At 70.6% G+C, this 16,551-nt stretch carries 16 protein-coding genes; 7 read left to right on the forward strand and 9 right to left on the reverse strand.

Translation table 11 applies throughout. The features are described from left to right. Positions 1 to 59 precede the first annotated feature (59 nt). The gene (locus tag INP57_RS13425) at positions 60 to 1,979 is read right to left on the reverse strand and encodes an AMP-dependent synthetase/ligase (protein WP_200070530.1); all 1,920 of its coding nucleotides are present in this window, start codon (positions 1,977 to 1,979) and stop codon (positions 60 to 62) included. A 99-nt stretch (positions 1,980 to 2,078) separates the two neighbouring features. On the opposite strand from INP57_RS13425, the gene INP57_RS13430 reads away from it, so the two are divergent. Continuing rightward, the gene (locus INP57_RS13430) at positions 2,079 to 3,161 is read left to right on the forward strand and encodes an AraC family transcriptional regulator (RefSeq protein WP_200070531.1); all 1,083 of its coding nucleotides are present in this window, start codon (positions 2,079 to 2,081) and stop codon (positions 3,159 to 3,161) included. Between the two features lie 15 nt (positions 3,162 to 3,176). Here the strand turns inward: INP57_RS13430 and INP57_RS13435 are convergent, their stop codons facing one another. After that, a complete protein-coding gene (locus INP57_RS13435; protein ID WP_200070532.1) occupies positions 3,177 to 4,457 on the reverse strand; it encodes an MCE family protein in 1,281 nt (426 codons plus the stop codon). A 365-nt stretch (positions 4,458 to 4,822) separates the two neighbouring features. Further along, positions 4,823 to 5,119: a hypothetical protein gene (locus tag INP57_RS13440; RefSeq protein WP_200070533.1), complete on the reverse strand. Its 297-nt coding sequence runs from the start codon at positions 5,117 to 5,119 to the stop codon at positions 4,823 to 4,825. 78 nt (positions 5,120 to 5,197) lie between these two features. Here INP57_RS13440 and INP57_RS13445 point away from each other — a divergent pair, with 78 nt between their 5' ends. The 3 genes from INP57_RS13445 to INP57_RS13455 all read left to right on the forward strand — a co-directional run bounded on the left by INP57_RS13445 (position 5,198) and on the right by INP57_RS13455 (position 7,430). Further along, positions 5,198 to 5,434, forward strand: a complete 237-nt coding sequence (locus tag INP57_RS13445) for a DUF397 domain-containing protein (RefSeq protein ID WP_200070534.1) — start codon at positions 5,198 to 5,200, stop codon at positions 5,432 to 5,434. A 152-nt stretch (positions 5,435 to 5,586) separates the two neighbouring features. Then, a complete protein-coding gene (locus INP57_RS13450; RefSeq protein WP_200070535.1) occupies positions 5,587 to 6,447 on the forward strand; it encodes a helix-turn-helix domain-containing protein in 861 nt (286 codons plus the stop codon). Positions 6,448 to 6,557: 110 nt separating this feature from the next. Next, positions 6,558 to 7,430 carry an SAM-dependent methyltransferase gene (locus tag INP57_RS13455; protein WP_200070536.1) on the forward strand — a complete coding sequence of 291 codons (873 nt, stop codon included), beginning with the start codon at positions 6,558 to 6,560 and terminating at the stop codon, positions 7,428 to 7,430. Positions 7,431 to 7,494: 64 nt separating this feature from the next. Here INP57_RS13455 and INP57_RS13460 read toward each other — a convergent pair whose 3' ends face one another. Next, a complete protein-coding gene (locus INP57_RS13460; RefSeq protein WP_233627507.1) occupies positions 7,495 to 8,487 on the reverse strand; it encodes an ABC transporter substrate-binding protein in 993 nt (330 codons plus the stop codon). A gap of 298 nt (positions 8,488 to 8,785) precedes the next feature. Here INP57_RS13460 and INP57_RS13465 point away from each other — a divergent pair, with 298 nt between their 5' ends. Beyond that, complete coding sequence (locus INP57_RS13465; RefSeq protein ID WP_200070537.1) at positions 8,786 to 9,502, forward strand: dienelactone hydrolase family protein; 717 nt, start codon at positions 8,786 to 8,788, stop codon at positions 9,500 to 9,502. A gap of 114 nt (positions 9,503 to 9,616) precedes the next feature. On the opposite strand, the gene INP57_RS13470 is transcribed toward INP57_RS13465, so the two are convergent. Further along, positions 9,617 to 10,198 (reverse strand): AEC family transporter, encoded by a 582-nt coding sequence (locus tag INP57_RS13470; protein ID WP_307850058.1) that lies wholly within the window; start codon positions 10,196 to 10,198, stop codon positions 9,617 to 9,619. 210 nt (positions 10,199 to 10,408) lie between these two features. Between INP57_RS13470 and INP57_RS13475 the strand changes: the two genes are divergently transcribed. After that, positions 10,409 to 11,614, forward strand: coding sequence for a cytochrome P450 (locus tag INP57_RS13475; RefSeq protein ID WP_200070538.1), 1,206 nt, complete (start codon positions 10,409 to 10,411; stop codon positions 11,612 to 11,614). Between the two features lie 8 nt (positions 11,615 to 11,622). Continuing rightward, complete coding sequence (locus tag INP57_RS13480; protein WP_200070539.1) at positions 11,623 to 11,820, forward strand: ferredoxin; 198 nt, start codon at positions 11,623 to 11,625, stop codon at positions 11,818 to 11,820. A gap of 131 nt (positions 11,821 to 11,951) precedes the next feature. Here INP57_RS13480 and INP57_RS13485 read toward each other — a convergent pair whose 3' ends face one another. The 4 genes from INP57_RS13485 to INP57_RS13500 form a co-directional block, all read right to left on the reverse strand. Continuing rightward, on the reverse strand, positions 11,952 to 12,752 hold the full coding sequence (locus INP57_RS13485; RefSeq protein ID WP_200070540.1) for an IclR family transcriptional regulator: 801 nt from the start codon (positions 12,750 to 12,752) through the stop codon (positions 11,952 to 11,954). Positions 12,753 to 12,870: 118 nt separating this feature from the next. Further along, a complete protein-coding gene (locus INP57_RS13490) occupies positions 12,871 to 14,196 on the reverse strand; it encodes an MFS transporter (RefSeq protein ID WP_200070541.1) in 1,326 nt (441 codons plus the stop codon). 48 nt (positions 14,197 to 14,244) lie between these two features. Next, a complete protein-coding gene (locus INP57_RS13495; RefSeq protein ID WP_233627508.1) occupies positions 14,245 to 15,555 on the reverse strand; it encodes an enolase C-terminal domain-like protein in 1,311 nt (436 codons plus the stop codon). Positions 15,556 to 15,571: 16 nt separating this feature from the next. Further along, positions 15,572 to 16,522: a 5-dehydro-4-deoxyglucarate dehydratase gene (locus tag INP57_RS13500; protein ID WP_255520853.1), complete on the reverse strand. Its 951-nt coding sequence runs from the start codon at positions 16,520 to 16,522 to the stop codon at positions 15,572 to 15,574. Between the last annotated feature and the right edge of the window lie 29 nt (positions 16,523 to 16,551).

Here is a 16,551-nt window from a genome sequence, read left to right on the forward strand (position 1 = left end):
GACTTCCGGTGCGGCGCCGCGCGGCGCCGTCGCATCGTCAGCCGGTCACGCGCGGAGCGTCACGCCTGGTAGAGCCCGTCCAGCTGCTCGCGGTGGTGCTCGGTCAGCACCTTGCGGCGGATCTTGCGGGTCGGCGTGAGCTCACCGGCCTCCTCGGTCCACTCGTCCGCGGCCAGGCCCCAGGAGCGGACGTGCTCCACCCTGGCGAGCTTCGCGTTCGCCGCCCGCACGGCACCGGCGAACTCGGCGCGCAACCGCGGGTCGGTCAGCAGCTGCTCGCGCCCTGCCGCGGCGAGCCCGCGGGCGCCGGCCCAGCGCGCCAGCTCGTCCGGGTCCGGCATCAGCAGCGCCACCAGGTGCGGGCGGTCGTCGCCGTGCACCATCGCTTGCCCCACCAGCGGGTGCTCCACCAGCAGCGACTCCACCGCGACCGGGCTGATGTTCTTGCCGCCCGCGGTGACGATCACCTCCTTCTTCCGGCCGGTGATCTTGAGCTGGCCGTCCGCGGTGAGTCGCCCGAGGTCGCCGGTGCGCAACCAACCGTCCACAGTGAACAGATCGGCGGTCGCCTCCGGCAGGTTGCGGTAGCCGGACGTGCACAGCGGCCCGCGCAGCAGCACCTCGCCGTCCTCGGCCAGTTCCAGTTCCACGCCCGGCATCGCCGAGCCGACCGTTCCGGACCGGTCGGCGTCCGCCCGGTGCATCACCGCGGCGCCGCAGGTCTCCGAGAGCCCGTAAACCCCGGTCAACCCGAGCCCGATTCCCGCGAAGAACCGCTCCAGTCCCGGCGGCAACGGCGCCGCACCGACCGCGCGCACCGCGCACCGGTCCAGCCCCAACGCCGCCGGGATGCGGTGCAGCACCGCGCGATCCGCCAGGCGTGCCAACGCCTTCCGGCCTCGTGTCGCGTCCGGCTCGGCACCGGCGGTTCCTGCGCGCAACGCCCAGCGGCCGAGGCGAGCGCGCAATCCGCCCTGCTCGGCGAGCTTCGACTCGATGCCCGCGCGCAGCTTCTCCCAGACCTGCGGGACGCCGAAGAAGATCGTCGGGCGCACTTGCGGGAGCCGCTGCGGCAGTTCCTTGACGCTGGCGCAGAAGTGCGTACGCCCACCGCAACGCAGCGGCAGGTAGACCGACAGCACCCGCTCGGCCACGTGCGCCAGCGGGAGGTACGACAGGCTCACCACCTGGTCCGGCAATCCGGCCACCCGGGCCAGAGCCTCGACTTCGTAGAGCAGCGCGCGGTGGCTGAGCCGGACGCCCTTCGAGCGGCCGGTCGTGCCGGAGGTGTAGATCAGCACCGCGGTGTCCCCCGGGTCCGGCCGGTCGCCAGGTGCTTCGGGCTCCGCGCCGAGTTCCAGGAAGTCCTGCCAGTCCAGCACCCGGCCGCCGAAACCCGCCGGTGCCGGTGCGCCGGGGACGTCGAGCGCGACGAGCACGTCCAGCTCCGCCTGCTCCCCCGATTCGCCCTGCTCCCCCGATTCGCCCTGCTCCCCCGATTCGCCCTGCTCCCCCGACTCGCCCTGCTCCCCCGATTCGTCCCGCTCCGCCGACTCACCCAGCTCGGCAGGCTCGCCCAGCACCGCGCCCCACCGCCGCCAAGCGTCCTCGCCCTCCACGACCGCGAGCTTCGCGCCGGAATCCACCAGCACGTGCCGGATCTGCTCCGGCGCCAGCGTGGAATACAGCGTCGTGGTCGTCGCGCCCGCAGCCGAAGCGCCCAGGTCCGCCAGCACGTGTTCCGGCCGGTTGCTCGCCATCAGCGCCACCACGTCACCGGAGCCCACCCCCAGCGAACGCAGCGCCGCTGCCACGCCGAGCACCTGCCCGCGCGCCTGCGACCACGTCCACGTCTGCGACTCGGAGCAGAAGGCCCGCTCGTCCGGGCGATCGCGCGCCATGTCGGCGAGCAGGTCCGGCACCGTGCGGCCCGCGATCGCCGCCTCGATCTCCGCGCGTTCGGCCTGCACCGGCGTCATCGGCGCCTCCTCGCTCACATCCGATCTGTTCCGATCACGTTAAGCCGATCGGCCGTGCGGGCTATGACACCGGCGGTCAAGTGATTGATACTTCCGGCCATGCCGCAACGAAGCGACACCGCGCAACCCTCCGAGCAGAACACCCGTCCCGCGATCCCGGACCCGGTCGTGCGCGACTGGGACTTCCCGCGCAGCACGACCAGCGCCCAGCTGCTGACCCGGTTCGCCGCCGCCGAAGGGGTGCCGCCGGAGTCGCTGCTGTACGGCACCGGACTCACCGAGGCGGAGCTGGAGGACCCGAACGGGTCCGTGGACGCGCACCAGGAGCTGCGGATCGTGCGCAACCTGGTCGCGGCCCTGCCGGACGACCCGGACCTCGGGATGCGGGCGGGGTTGCAGTACCACCTGACCGCCTACGGCATCCTCGGGTTCGCGTTCATCAGCAGCCCGACCGTGCGGGACGGCATCGCGGTGGCGCTGCGCTACCTGGAGCTGAGCTTCGCGTTCTGCATCCCGCGCATCCGGATGCGCGACGGCGCGCTGCGGGTCGAGCTGGACACCGGAGCGATCCCCGCCGATGTGCGCGAGTTTCTGCTCGGGCGGGACCTCTCGGCGATCTACACGATCATCCGGGAGCTGCTGGACCAGCCGATCCCGCTGCGCGGCGTGCAGCTGTCGATGCCGGAACCGACCGACATCGCGGAGTACGAGCGGCTTTTCGGCACCGCCCCGCAGTTCGGCAGCTCCGCCGACGTGGTGCTGCTCGATCCGGCGCTGCTGGACCACCCGCTGCCGCAGGCCAACGCGCACACCTTGGCGATGTGCGAAGCGCAGTGCCGCGACCTGCTCGCCGAGCGCCGCGAGCGCGCCGGGTTCGCCAAGCACGTCCGCGAACAACTGCTCGCACCGGACGGGGTCCGGCTGAGCATGGAGGACGTGGCCCGCAGAATGCACACCACCGCCCGCACGTTGCACCGCCGGTTGCACGCGGAGGGAACGCATTTCCAGGCGGTGCGCGACGAAGTCCGCTCGGCGCTGGCCGAAGGGATGCTGCGGGACGGGACGCTGTCGGTCGACGACATCGCGATCCGGCTCGGCTACGCCGAAGCGGCCAGCTTCATCCACGCCTTCAAGCGGTGGACCGGCACCACCCCGATGGCCTACGCGCGCCGCCGGTCGTGAACCGGACCTCGCGGATCAGCGGTATTCCACCTCGGCACCGCGCAACACCGGCCCGACCAGCATCGAGCCCCATTGCGGAACCTCGCGCGCGGGCACGCCCATCGACGGCGCCAGGGTGCTCGACACGGCGTTGCGCTCCTGCGGCGAGTTGATCAGGCCGAGCCCGGAGTCCGGCGTCCCGCCTGCCGCGGGCGGCGTGGAACCGTCCTCGATCGGGCCGTCCGGCGGGTACTGCGGCCGGGTTCCGGGATAGTCGTAGCAACGCGGCCCGCGCTGGTCGGAGTACTGCGGCTCGTCCTCTCCCGGCTGGTACGCACCGCGGTTCGGCACGACTTCCAGTTTGATGTGCGCACCGGGCTCGTCGGTGCCCGCGCCGAAGACCTCGTTGACCCGCGGAACGATCCCGCTGACGCTCTGCAGCAGGCACGGGTACTGCGGCGAGTACTTGGACAGCACGTCCAGCGTGGGCCGGGAAGTCTCGCCGAACCGGATCAGGTTCTGCCCGTTGGCTTCGAAGAACTTCGTCGCATCCCCCGAAGTCGTGGTCAGCTGCGAGGTCAGCGTCCGCAGGTTCTGCTGCTGATCCACCAGCGTCCGCGCCGTGGTCGAGAGATTCCCCAACGCCTGCAGCACATCCGGCGCCGCCTGCTCGTAGGTCTCCGCGACCCCGACCACCTCGCGCAGATTCGCCTGCAGATCCGGCAACGACGGATTCAACTCAGACACGTAGGAGTTCAGCCGCGAAATCGTGTCGCCGATCGACCGGCCCCGGCCCTCCAGCGCGTGGTTCAGCGAGTTCAACGTCGTCGCCAGCTCGGCCGGATGGATCGCCTCCAGCACCGGCATCGTGTCCGACAGAACCTGCTCCAGCTCCACCGAAGCCCGCGTGCGGTCCTGCGAGATCACATCCCCCGCCTGCAACCGGCCCGCCGGATCCTCGGGCGTGTCCAGCGACACGTACCGCTCACCGAACAACGTCCGCGGCAGCAGCCGCGCCGAAACGTTGGCGGGCAACAACTTCGCCTTGTCCGGCTCCAATTCCAGGTGCACCGCCGAGCCGTTGCGGGTCGGCTCCACTTCGGACACCCGGCCCACGATCATGCCGTGGGTCTTCACGTCCGAGTCCGGCAGCAGCTGGTTCCCGGTCGAAGCCGCCTTCAACACCACATCCGTGCTGAAGGTGAACGCGCGCTGATACGTCGCCACCGTCAGGACGATGAACAGCGCCCCGCACAGCAGCAGCGCTAACCCCAGGATTCTCCGCCGCACCGTAGCGCGGCTGCTCGTGTTGCTCATCCGGACCGCCGTCAGCTCGTACCCCGTCGTACCGCGGACCTCGCAGCGGGCGTGCGAACGCCACCGCGCCAAGGGCCGCACCGGTCGTCCGCCTTGTGGAGCACGGCGCGACGCCGGACAGACGAGAACGCTAAGTCGTACGAGTGATCTAGGTCATGACATCGCCGGTCAGTCGATTGAGCTTTCCGGACAGATCAGCGTCGGCGAATCGTCCGGACGCGACGACCCCCGCGGCCGGACGGCTCGCGGACGGATGCGAGTCTCCGCCGCGGTCGAGGACCTGCTGCGGTCGAGCATCGGCCGCGGTCGGGTGCCGGTCGCGGTCGAGCGTAGGGCGCCGAACCGCACGCACGGCCGGTCTGCGCTCAGCGCCGCTCGTCGATTTCCGGGTCGCTGGACTCGGAGGTCGGCATCGGGGTGGCCGCCACGCACGTCACGCAGGGCATGCAACCGCCCTCCGGGACATCGGCGATGGATTCGGGCCGTAGCGCGAGCCCGCAAGCGGTCCGCGCCACCCCGGCGTCCCAGTCGACGGTGGTGATCGCGTGCGCCTCGCGCAGCGAGACGCGGACATGCCTGCGCAGCACCCAAACGCGCTGGTCGGACCCGGTAGCAGCGGGCGCGCGGCGAGGACGTGCGGAGCCTTCGGCAACGCTGGGCATCTTTGCTCCCTCCGTTGTTGAGATTAATCCTAGTGAACGATTAATCTTGTTGTCGAGTCGACCCAAGGAGGGCGCGAGGTGCACACCCCGAACGCGACAACGCACACCCCGGACTTCCCCCGGCACGGCTGGATCTCCGCCGGCCGCTGCGGCCCCAACGGCGGCAACTGCGTCGAGGTGAACGATCTCGGCGCCGGTCGCCCGATCGGAGTCCGGGACAGCAAGAACATCGACGACGGAGTCCTGGTCTTCGATGCCCGCCGGTGGCGGGCTTTCCTGTCGGCGGCCCGCACCGGGGCGTTCGACCTGCCGTGATCACCATCGTCCGGTTGCCCCGGGTCGATTATTCCCCTGAAGGGTGAATCTCGGGGCAATTCAGGCACCGGGCCGGGTGGGCGGTCCCGCCCACCGTCCTCGGCTACCATGATCTGCTTGTCGGGTCAGCGAACGAAGATCGGGGAGTCCGAGTGCCGAGCACGGTGACGTCGCGGCGCAGACAGCTCGGCAACGAGATCCGGCGGGCCCGGATCGCTGCGAGCATGACGCAGCAGGAGGTCGCCGAGCTGCTCGGGTGCCGCCAGGGCAAGGTCAACAAGATCGAATCCGGCACCGTCGCGGTCAAGCAGGCCGAGCTCAAGTCGATGCTGGAAGCGTTCCAGACCAGCGACACCGAAGCCGAAGTGATGCTGGAGCTGGCGCGCAGCAGTGCAGGCCAGCGCGGCCAGTGGTCCGGCTACCGCTCGGCGGTGCCGCACTGGTTCCGCACCTTCACCGACCTCGAACCGGCCGCCGGGGAGATCCTGAGCTGGCACGGCGAGCGCATTCCCGGTCCGCTGCAGTCCGAGCACTACATGCTCACGCAGTTCAGCGAGGACCGGGCCACCGACGTGACATCGCTGGTGCGCAACCGGCAGGACCGCAAGCAGGTCTTCGACCTGGACCGCCCGCCGTACTACCGGTTCGTGCTGGGCGAGGCAGCGTTCCGCCGGATCCCGGGCGGGCCGAACCCGCCGGTGGCGCTGGACCAGGTCGAGCACCTGCTGGAGCTCGGCGAGCGCTATCCGCGGGTGTTCATCCACGTGCTGCCGTTCGACGTGCGGCTGGCGTTCGTGCCGAACGACTTCACGATGATGCGCTTCTCCGACGCCACCAAGGACTTCGTGTTCATCGAGCACGCCGCGGGCGGGATCTACCTGGACGACGAGAGCGACTTCGAGCTGTTCGTCGACTCCTGGGACCGGCTGCGCGGCGCCGCGCTCGAGGTCAACGAGTCGGTGGAGTTCCTGCAGGGGCTGGCCGCGGAGTTCCGCTCGAAGATGTCCTTCTGACCTGGCGCATCACAGTTGGGATTAATTCCTCAGGGCGCCCGTCACAACCGGCGTCCGGAGGACTACTATGCGTCCCAAGATCACCCGGTCGTGAATGAAGGACCATGCGAATGAGCGATGTGGACGACGACCCGTTCCCCCCGCAGCAAGCGGACTTGAGCAAGCCCAGCGTCGCGCGGGTCTACGATTATTACCTCGGCGGCGACGCCAACTGGGCGATCGACCGCGCGTTCGGGGAAAGCGTCCTGGACAAGTACCCGTTGCTGCGCCCGATCGCCATCAACAACCGGCTCTTCCTGCACCGCGCGGTGCGGCGGCTGGTCTCGCAGGGCGTGCACCAGTTCATCGACATCGGCTCCGGGGTGCCCACGATGGGCAACACGCACTCGGTGGCCGACGAGGTCGAGCCGGGCTCGCGGGTCGTCTACGTCGACCACGAGCCGGTGGCCGTCGCGCATTCGCAGGTCCTGCTGGAGACCGACGGCGACACCGACCGGCACGCGGTAATCAACGCCGATTTCCGCAACCCGGACAAGCTCTGGCAGCGCGCCATCGAGACCGGCGTGCTGGACCTGGAGGAGCCGATCGCGGTGCTGCTGATCGCGGTGCTGCACGTCCAGCAACTCGGCCCCGAGGGCACCGACATCTCCCCGCAGGTGATGGCCCGCTACCGCGAGCTGCTGCCGCCCGGTTCCTTCCTGGCGATCTCGCAGGTCACCGATGACGGCGTGCTGCCGGAAATGGACGAGAAGCTGGTCGGCATCAAGGAGATGTACGACCGCTCCACCAGCCCGGTGATCTGGCGTTCGCAGGAGGAGATCCGGTCGTTCTTCGGCGACTTCGAGATGCTGGCGCCGGGCATGACCTGGACCTCGGAGTGGCACCCGGAGGATCGCAGCCCGAACTACACCCCGGACCTGGACCTCGCGGCGCCGGAAGAGGCCGCGATCTGGGCGGGCGTGGGCCGCAAGCCGCTGCGCTGATCCGCACCTGGGCCGGGGTTCGCAGCGCAGCGCCCCGGCCCCTCCGGCGAGCGGAGCGGGCGGGTCAGTAGAGCCCGGTGTCGACGTGTTCGGCGATCGTGAGGTGCTCGCGCAGCACGCCGAACCGCTCGTAGTTGTCGGCGATCTCCTGCAGCTGCCCGACGACCCGGCCGTCGACCGGTCCGCCGACGCGCTGCTGGCGCTGCGCGACGAGCCCGGCTACCTCCGGCCCGCGGTGGCTGACTTCGCCGTAAACCCGCGCGTTCGCCGCGGGATTCGCCCGCGCCCACTCCAGAGCCCGGTTGTAGCGGGCGATGAAATCGCGGATGGCCGCGCGGCGCGCCGGGTCGTCCAGCGCTTCTTGGTAGGCGTTGATGAAGCTGAGCCCGTAGGACAGCCCTCGCGCGTCACGCAGGATGGTGGCGCCTTGCTCCACCTGCGCCGCCGCGGTGTAGGGGTCCCATGTGGACCAAGCGTCGATCGCCCGGGAACTCAGCGCGGCACTGGCGTTGACCGGCTCGAGGAAGCTGATCCGCACGTCCCGCCCGGAAAGCCCGGCCTCGCGCAGCGCGTTGAGCAGCAGGTAGTGCCCGACGCTGCCGGGCGTCGTCGGGGACACGGTCCTGCCGCGCAGGTCGGCGACGGTGCTGATCGGCGAGCCGGGCGGCACCAGGATCGCCTGCCCGAACGAGCGCTGCGCCCGGGTCGCCGAAACGATCTTCAGGTCGGCGCCGGAGCCGAGCGCGTTCAGCGTCGGCGCGTCGCCTGCGAACCCGATGTCGACGGCGCCGCTGCGCAACGCCTCCAGCAGCGGCGAAGCGGCGGCGAACTGGGACCAGCGCAGCTGGTACGGCACGTCGCCCAGCACGCCCGCGGCGTCCACAAGGGACTGCTGGATCCCGGCTTGGTCGCCGACGGTCAGCGTGACCTTGCTGAGGTCGACGCTGCCGTCCGCGCGCACCGCCGGATCGCCGCCGCACGCCGCGAGGAACATCGGGCTCAGCGCGACCGGCGCGGCGGTCAGCGCGGACAGGAACGAGCGTCGCGAGGTGCTCATGCACTCCTCCGGGGATCGGGCGCGCACGCGCGCCGGCCGCGCCCGAACGGCGGAGCGCGGGATGAGGTGAAGCGGGACCGGGGCGTCAGCGCGGACAGCGCGGACAGCGCGCGGCGCAGACCCGGGAGAGGTCGACGTGCTCCCGAGTGGTGAGCATCGGCCGGTGCGGCATGCGAGGACCGTAGGTGCCGGAGATCCCGGGGTAAACCCGATCCAACGGGTTGGGAATCGGGTGCGCACGCCCGAACGTCCGCTCCCGGCTGGGCGCGGGTGCCGGGACGGCGCATATGGTGGCGCCATGGCTGAAACGATCACCGCTGAGTTCACCAGCGTCGGTTCCTCCCGCGTGTACCTCGCCCGGCCGGACGACGACGGCGGTGCGGGCATGCTGCTGCTGCCGATGGTCACCGGTGTCAGCGAGCAGGTGCGGGAGTTCGCCGCGGACCTGGTCGGCACCGGGGTCACCGCGCTGTCCTGGGACCCGTGGCAGGGCCCGAACGCCGACGACACCGCGCACGAGAAGCTGTTCGAGCTGATGGGCCGGCTCGACGACGAGACGGTGCTTGCCGAGCTGGAACGCCTGCTCACGCACATGTTCGACGAACTCGGCCTGTCCAGGGTCGGTGTCATCGGCTGGTGCATGGGAGGCCGCTTCGCGCTGCTGCTCGGCGGCCGGGACCAGCGGCTGGCGAACGTGGTGGCCTACCACCCGACGGTGCCGATCCCGCCGGCCGCGAACCACGCGCTGGACGCCGCCGAGCACGCCGCCCGGATCCAGGCGCCGGTGATGATGCTGTACCCGGGTGCGGACCACCTCGTGCCGCGGGAGAGCTTCGACGCGCTCGATTCCGCGCTCAACGGCCGGGAAACGGGGGCCAGCATCGTGCACAACTACCCGGGTGCCGATCACGGGTTCAGCGCCCGCGGCAGGCAGGACAAGGAGGTCAACGCGACCGCCTACAAGCTGTCCTGGCCGCAGGCCCTCGATTTCGTGCGCACCACGACGCGTCCCTGACTCGCGCACCGCTTCCGACAACGCCGTTTCCGAGTGAACGGACCGTTGGTCCCAATAGATCGGGCCAACGGTCCGTTCGCTCGGGAATTTCGGCGCGCGCGGGAAGAGAGCTCGTCAGCCCAGCAGGACGGCGACCACTCCGATCACGGGGGCGGCCAGGATCGTGGAGAGCAGGACCGACTCGCGGGCCAGCGTCATCGAAGTCTCGTAGCGCGCGGCGTAGGTGAACAGGTTCTGCGCGGCCGGCAGCGCAGAGGTCACCACGACGCCGAACAGCACCGCGCCGCTCAGGCCGAACACGAGCGCGCCGAGCAGCCACGCCACGGCGGGCTGGCCGACCGACTTCAACGCCACCGACAGGAACACCACGCCCCGCTCCGGGCTGCGGCCCGGCGGGTTGCTGCCGCGCAGCGAGATCCCGAAGGCCAGCAGCACCGCGGGCACCGCCATCCCGCCGAGCAGCGAGATCGGGTCGAACAGGCCGCCGGGCACCTGCCAGCCGGTCGCGGCGACCGCGACCCCGCCGAGCGACCCGATCACCACCGGATTACGCAGCGGAGCGGTCAGCCGGGACCACCACGGCCCGCGCGCGCCGGGGCGGGACAGGTCCAGCACCGCCAGCGCGATCGGCGTGATGACCAGTTGCTGCAGCAGCAGGACCGGCGCGACCAGCGACGCGTCCCCCAGCACGTACACCGCGATCGGAATGCCGAGGTTGCCGGAGTTGACGTAGCTGGAGCACAGCGCGCCGATCCGCCGTATCCGGCACTGTCGAATCGGACGTCATGGGATCTTCCTCCTCGTCGCCGCGGATCTTCTCACCCGGACGCAGGTGGATGGAAATCCTCCGCTTCGCTAACCTGGGTGAGAGTAACCGGACTGTTTCCCTCCACATAAGGAGCCGGGATGCCCGACCCCGCCGCCTCCCAAGCACCGTCCTTCCCGATGACCCGCGAGTGCCCGTTCCGCCAGCCCGCCGCCTACCAGCAGCTTCGCGAGCAGGGCCGCCTCGGCAGCGGCCGACTGCCGGACGGCCGCGGGGTCCGGGTGCTGACCAGGCACAAGGACGTCCGGACGATGCTCGCCGATCCGCGGTTCAGCTCGGACCGCCGCAATCCGGGTTTCCCGCTCCAGGTCGAACGGCCCAAGGGCGAGCAGTTCCCGAAATCGATGATCTCGATGGACGGAGCCGAGCACGCCGCCGCGCGCCGGGCGGTACTCGGCGAATTCACCGTCCGGCGGATCAACGCGCTGCTGCCGCGCGTCCAGCAGATCGTCGACGAGCACGTCGAGGCCATGCTGGCAGGGCCGCCACACGCGGACTTGGTGCGCGAGCTGTCGCTGCCGGTGCCCTCGCTGGTGATCTGCGAACTGCTGGGGGTTCCCTACGCGGACCACGACTTCTTCCAGTCCCGCAGCGCCACGCTGCTCAACCGGGACGCGACCCCGCAGCAGCGCGGTTCCGCGATCGGCGATCTGAAGTCCTATTTGGACACACTCGTCCGCGGCAAGGTCGCCCAGCCCACCGACGATCTGCTGGGCAGGCAGGTCGCCGCCCAGCGCGCGGCCGGCGAAGTCGACGTCGAGGCGCTGGTCGCGACGGCGGTGCTGCTGCTGATCGCGGGCCACGAGACCACCGCCAACATGATCTCGCTGGGCACCTTGATGCTGCTGGAGAACCCGGAACGGCTGGCGGCGATCACCGCGGATCCGGGCAAGACCCCAGGCGCCGTGGAGGAACTGCTGCGCTACTTCACGATCGCGGAGTTCGCGACCTCCCGGGTCGCGCTGGAGGACGTGGAGATCGGCGGCGGACTGATCCAGGCCGGCGAGGGCGTCATCGGCCTGGCGCTGTCCGGCAACCGGGACGCCGAGGTGTTCGACCGGCCCGAGGAGCTCGACGTCGAGCGGGGCGCGCGCAACCACCTGGCGTTCGGTTTCGGGCCGCACCAATGCCTCGGGCAGAACCTGGCCCGCGCGGAACTGCGGATCGTGTTCGACACGCTGTTCCGGCGAATTCCCGGGTTGCGGCTGGACGCCGCGGTGTCCGAGCTACCGTTCAAGAACGATGCGAACATCTTCGGGCTGCACCGGTTGCCGGTGGCCTGGTAGGAGGGAACATGCGGATCATCGCCGACACGGACCGGTGCGTCGGGGCCGGGCAGTGCGTGCTCACCGAGCCCGACGTGTTCGACCAGGACGAGGAAGAGGGCACGGTCCTGCTGCTGACCGAACGCACCACCGAGCAGACCGCGGAGGCGGTGCGCACGGCGGTCGACGTGTGTCCCGCGCAGGCGCTCTCGCTCGAGCAGGACTGAAGCGGCGGAGGCGGGCCGCGGTGCGGGATGCGTTCCGCACCGCGATTCACCGCTTCATGAGCCACTGTGGACAGTAATCCGGTTTTGCCGATGTGGCACGGCAAAAACCGGATGAGTCCACTGTGCACGAATCAGCGCCAGGACACCTGCGAGCGCGGCCAGCTGCGGGCGGCCCGCTCGATCGCGTCCCGGACGCGCAGCAGGTGCCGCACCGCTTCGCGCTCGAACTCCGGCGTCACCCGCGCGGTCGGCACCGAGCAACTGATCGCGTCCTGGGCGGGCTCGTCGTAGCGCAGCGCCACCCCGATGCAGTGCACCCCGAGGTTGCTTTCGCCGTCCTCCACCGCGTAGCCGCGCTCGCGGGTCGCGGCCAGGTCCGAGCGCAGTCCGTCGCGGTCCAGCGTGGCCTCGGTGAACATCGGCAGCGGATCCGGTAGCAGCGCGGCCACTTCCGCCGCGTCGCGCTCCGCCAGCAGCGCTTTGCCCAGCGACGTCGCGCTGGCGGGCAGGCGACGGCCGACGCGGCTGAACGGGCGCAGGTGGTGCTTGGACTCCCGGGTGGCCAGGTACACCACGTCCGCGCCGTCCAGCCGGGCGAAGTGCACCGTCTCGCCGAGTTCGGCGACCAGCTCGTCCAGGTACGGCTTGGTCTCGGCCACCAGCCGGTCACCGTCGATGTAGGACGTGCCGACCAGCAGCGCACGCATCCCGATGCCGTAGAGCGAGCCGGTGGCGTCGGTGCGCACCCAGCCGCGCGCCACCAAGGTCTGCAGCAGCGCGTAGAGGCTGCTGCGCGGAACACCGGTGCGCTCGGCGAGTTCGCGCAGGTTCACCGGCTCCCCTTCCAGGGCGCCGAGCACTTCCAGCACTTCCACGGTGCGCGCAGCCGACTTGACGTCGCGCACGCCCTTCTGGCCCTCCGCCATGCTCATCCCGCACTTCCCGGCGACCGCGAAAACGCCGCCACGGCGCCCTTTTTCCCGCGCCCGCTTTCCCGCTGCAACCGTACACATCGCCCGGTCCGGGCGGCGCCGACGGGCGCTGCGGCGGTCAACAACCGGCCGGGACGGCGGCGGCGCGATCGCGTCCCCGGCCGATCAGGGTGGCCGAACCCGCCGCGAGCAACGAAGCGACCGACAGCCCGTACAGCCCGATGGTCGTCGAGCCGGTCGACTGCTCCAGGAATCCGATGACCGTGGGCGCGACGAACCCGCCCAAATTGCCCAGCGAATTCACCAGCGCGATGCCCGGTGCGACGATCCGCCCGTCCAGGCCCTGCTGGGCGATCGGCCAGAAGATCGACGCCGAGCACTTGAACCCGACCGCGGCCACGCACATCGCCGCCACCCCGAACCACGGACTGCCCAGAGTGGTCAGGAACGTGCCGATGGCCGCGATGACCAGCGCCGCCGAGACGTACGGCTTGCGGACGCCGGTGCGGTCGGTGAACCGCCCCATGCCGTACATCGCGGCGATCGCGCACGCCCACGGGATCGCGCTCACCACCCCGACGCCGAAGTCGGGCAGCCCGCGGATGCCGTCGACCAGGCTCGGCAACCAGAACGTGATGGTGTAGCCGGTCAGCGAAATCGCGAAGAAGATGAAGCACAGCAGCAGAACCTGCGGTTCCAGCAGCAACCGCGCCTTGGACGTGCGCGCTCCGGCGGCTTGCCGGTTCGCGTCGTCGGCGGCCACCGCGGCCGACAGCGCCGATCTCTCCTGCGCCGAGAGCCACTTGGCCTCGGGGATCCGGGAGACCAGGAAGAACGCCGCGACGATGCCGATCAGCACCGACAGCGCGCCCTGGGACAGGAACATCCACTTCCAGCCCGCCAGCCCGGCGACCCCGTCCAGTTCCAGCAGGCCGCCGGTGACCGGCCCGGTGACGACGTAGGCCCCCGCCGAGCCTGCCAGGAAGATCGCCGTCGCCCGCCCGCGGTAGCGGTCCGGCAGCCAGCGGGTGAAGTAGTACATGACGCCGGGGAAGAAGCCGGCTTCGGCCACGCCCAGCAGGAACCGCATGAGGTAGAACGTGGCGGGGTTGGTGATGAACGACATCAGGAACACCACCACGCCCCAGCTGATCATGATCCGGGTCAGCCAGACCCGCGCGCCGAAGCGCTCCATGAGCATGTTGCTGGGCACTTCGAAGATGGCGTAGGCGACGAAGAACAGCCCGGCGCCGAGCCCGTAGGCGGCGGCCCCGATGCCCAGGTCGGCCTCCAGGTCCGCGCGCACGAACCCGATGTTCGTGCGGTCCATCTGGTTGATGATCAGCATCAGCACCACGAGCGGGATCATGCGGCGGAAGAACTTGCGCACCGCGCTGCGCAGCGCTGGGTCGTCCGCAGTGGACGAAGGCGGCACCGTCGTCATTGACGTCTCCGATTTTTCTTGTGCGGCGCGGCCAACCGGCCGCTGGCGTTACCAGACGGGGAAGCTCGGCGATGTCCATTCCGGATGGACGCGGCGCATCGCTGCGGCGTCGTCGCGGCCGCGCACGTCGCTGTCCAGCCAGCGCTGGTGCAGCCGCGCGAGCGAATCGCGGTCCAGCGCCACGCCGAGCCCCGGGGTGTCGGTGACCTCGACCGCACCGCCGGTGAAGGTGTGCGGGACGGTGATGACGTCCTCGGTCTGCCAAGGCCGGTGCGTGTCGCAGGCGTAGCCGAGTTCCGGGATCGTCGCGGCCACGTGGGTCATCGCGGCCAGGCTGATGCCGAGGTGCGTGTTGGAGTGCATGGACAGCTCGCGCCCGAAGGTCCGGCACACCGCCGCCAGGTCCTGGGTGGCGCGCAGCCCGCCCCAGTAGTGGTGGTCGGAGAGCACGACCTGCACCGCGTCGCGGGTGAACGCCTCGGCTACCTCTTCGACCGCGGTGACGCACATGTTCGTGGCCAGCGGCAGGCTGGTGCGCTCGGCGACCTCGGCCATCGACGTGGTCCCGGCGGTCGGGTCCTCCAGGTACTCCGCGACGCCTTCCAGCGCGGCGGCCACTTCCAGGCTCGTCGAGACCGACCACGCCCCGTTCGGGTCCAGCCGCAGCGGCGCGTCCGGGAACGCCTCGCGCAGCGCGTGGATCGCGGCGACCTCCTGCTTCGGCTCGAACACGCCGCCTTTGAGCTTGAACGAGCGGAACCCGTAGCGGTCGGCGAAGCGCTGCGCCTGCGCGACAACGCCCGCCGGGTCGAGCGCGGCGCCCCAGTCGTCGGACGGTTCTCCTTCGCCCGGATGCTCGGCCCAGCGGTAGAACAGGTAACCGCTGTATTCCACGCGGTCGCGCACCTTGCCGCCGAGCAGCGCGTGCACCGGCATCCCGGTCTCGTGCCCGAGCGCGTCCAGCATCGCCACCTCGAACGCGGAAACCACGCTGTGCACCAATTTGTGCTGCGTCCGCGAGCCGCGCAGGCCCTCGGCGACGACGGTGTTGTCCAGCTCGGCGGTCCGCACTTGCGCCGCCGCGGCCGAAACCAGCCGGAACAGGTCGTTGCGCGCGGTCAGCGGCGCGCCGACCAGCTCGGGCCCGAAGGCCTGGGCGATCTTGAGGTAGTCGGTGTCGCCGTAGGTCTCACCGATGCCGCTCGCTCCGGAGCCGGTGACGACTTCGACGATCGTGCGCGGCGTGTAGGGCTGGTGCACGCCCTGCACGTTCAGCAGCGGGGGGTCGCTGATCAGGATGGGGGTGACGCGGACTTCGGCGATGCGTGCCGGGTTCGACATGCTCGTGGAGTTCGACATGCGGGGCCTCCGGAGTTCAGGACACGAGCGCGAGGCCCGTTTCGATCAGGTCGCCGAGCTCGGCGAGGTCGTCGGTGCCGGGATCGGCCAGCGGTGCGCGCACCGGCCCGACGGACAAGCCGCGCAGCCGCGCGCCCGCCTTGACCAGCGAAACCGCGTATCCGGGCTGGCGGTCCCGCAGCTCCACCAGCGGGTGGTAGAACTCGCGCAGCAGTCGCTCGACGCGCTCGTGCTCACCGGCGTGCAACGCGCTCCAGAACGCTTTGGCGATCTCGGGCGCGAAGGCGTGCACGGCCGACGAGTACGGCCCGACACCGATGGCGGCGTAGGAACGCGCCTGCATCTCGGCGGTGGCCACACCGTTGAAGAACAGGAAGTCCTCCGGCGTGCGCAGCCGGATGCGCTGCAGCCCGTCCAGATCGCCGTGCCCGTCCTTGAGCCCGATCACGGTGGGGATCTCGGCGATCCGGGCCGCGCTGGCGGCGGTGAACCGGACGTAGTCGCGCTGGTATGCGATCAGCGGCAGCGAGGTGTGCTCGGCGACCTTGCGGACCTGCTCGACCAGGCCGTGCTGCGGGGCTTTGACCAGGTAGTGCGGCATCAGCAGGCCGCCGTCGGCGCCCGCGTCGACGGCGCGCTCGGCGAACTGCCGCGCCAGCGCCCAGCCGTAGCCGACACCGGCCAGCACCGGCACCCGGCCGTCGGCGACCTCGACCGCGGTGCGCAGCAGCGCGGAGTACTCGTCGAGGGTCAGCGAGAAGAACTCACCGGTGCCGCAGGCCACGAAGGCCGCAGCGGGGTCGGCTTCGAGCTGGCCCGCGAAGTACTCCCGGAAGGCGTCGAGGTCGAGTTCGCCGTCGGCGGTGAAGGGGGTCAGCGGGAAGCAGAGCACCCCGGCGCGCATCCGCGCGTCGAGATGTGCGACGAAGCGGGCGGTGTCGGGAGGCGGATCCGAAGTCGCGGTCATAACCACTCATCTTCATATGTAGATGCCGG

This window comes from Saccharopolyspora galaxeae (assembly GCF_016526145.1).
Lineage (GTDB): Bacteria > Actinomycetota > Actinomycetes > Mycobacteriales > Pseudonocardiaceae > Saccharopolyspora_C > Saccharopolyspora_C galaxeae.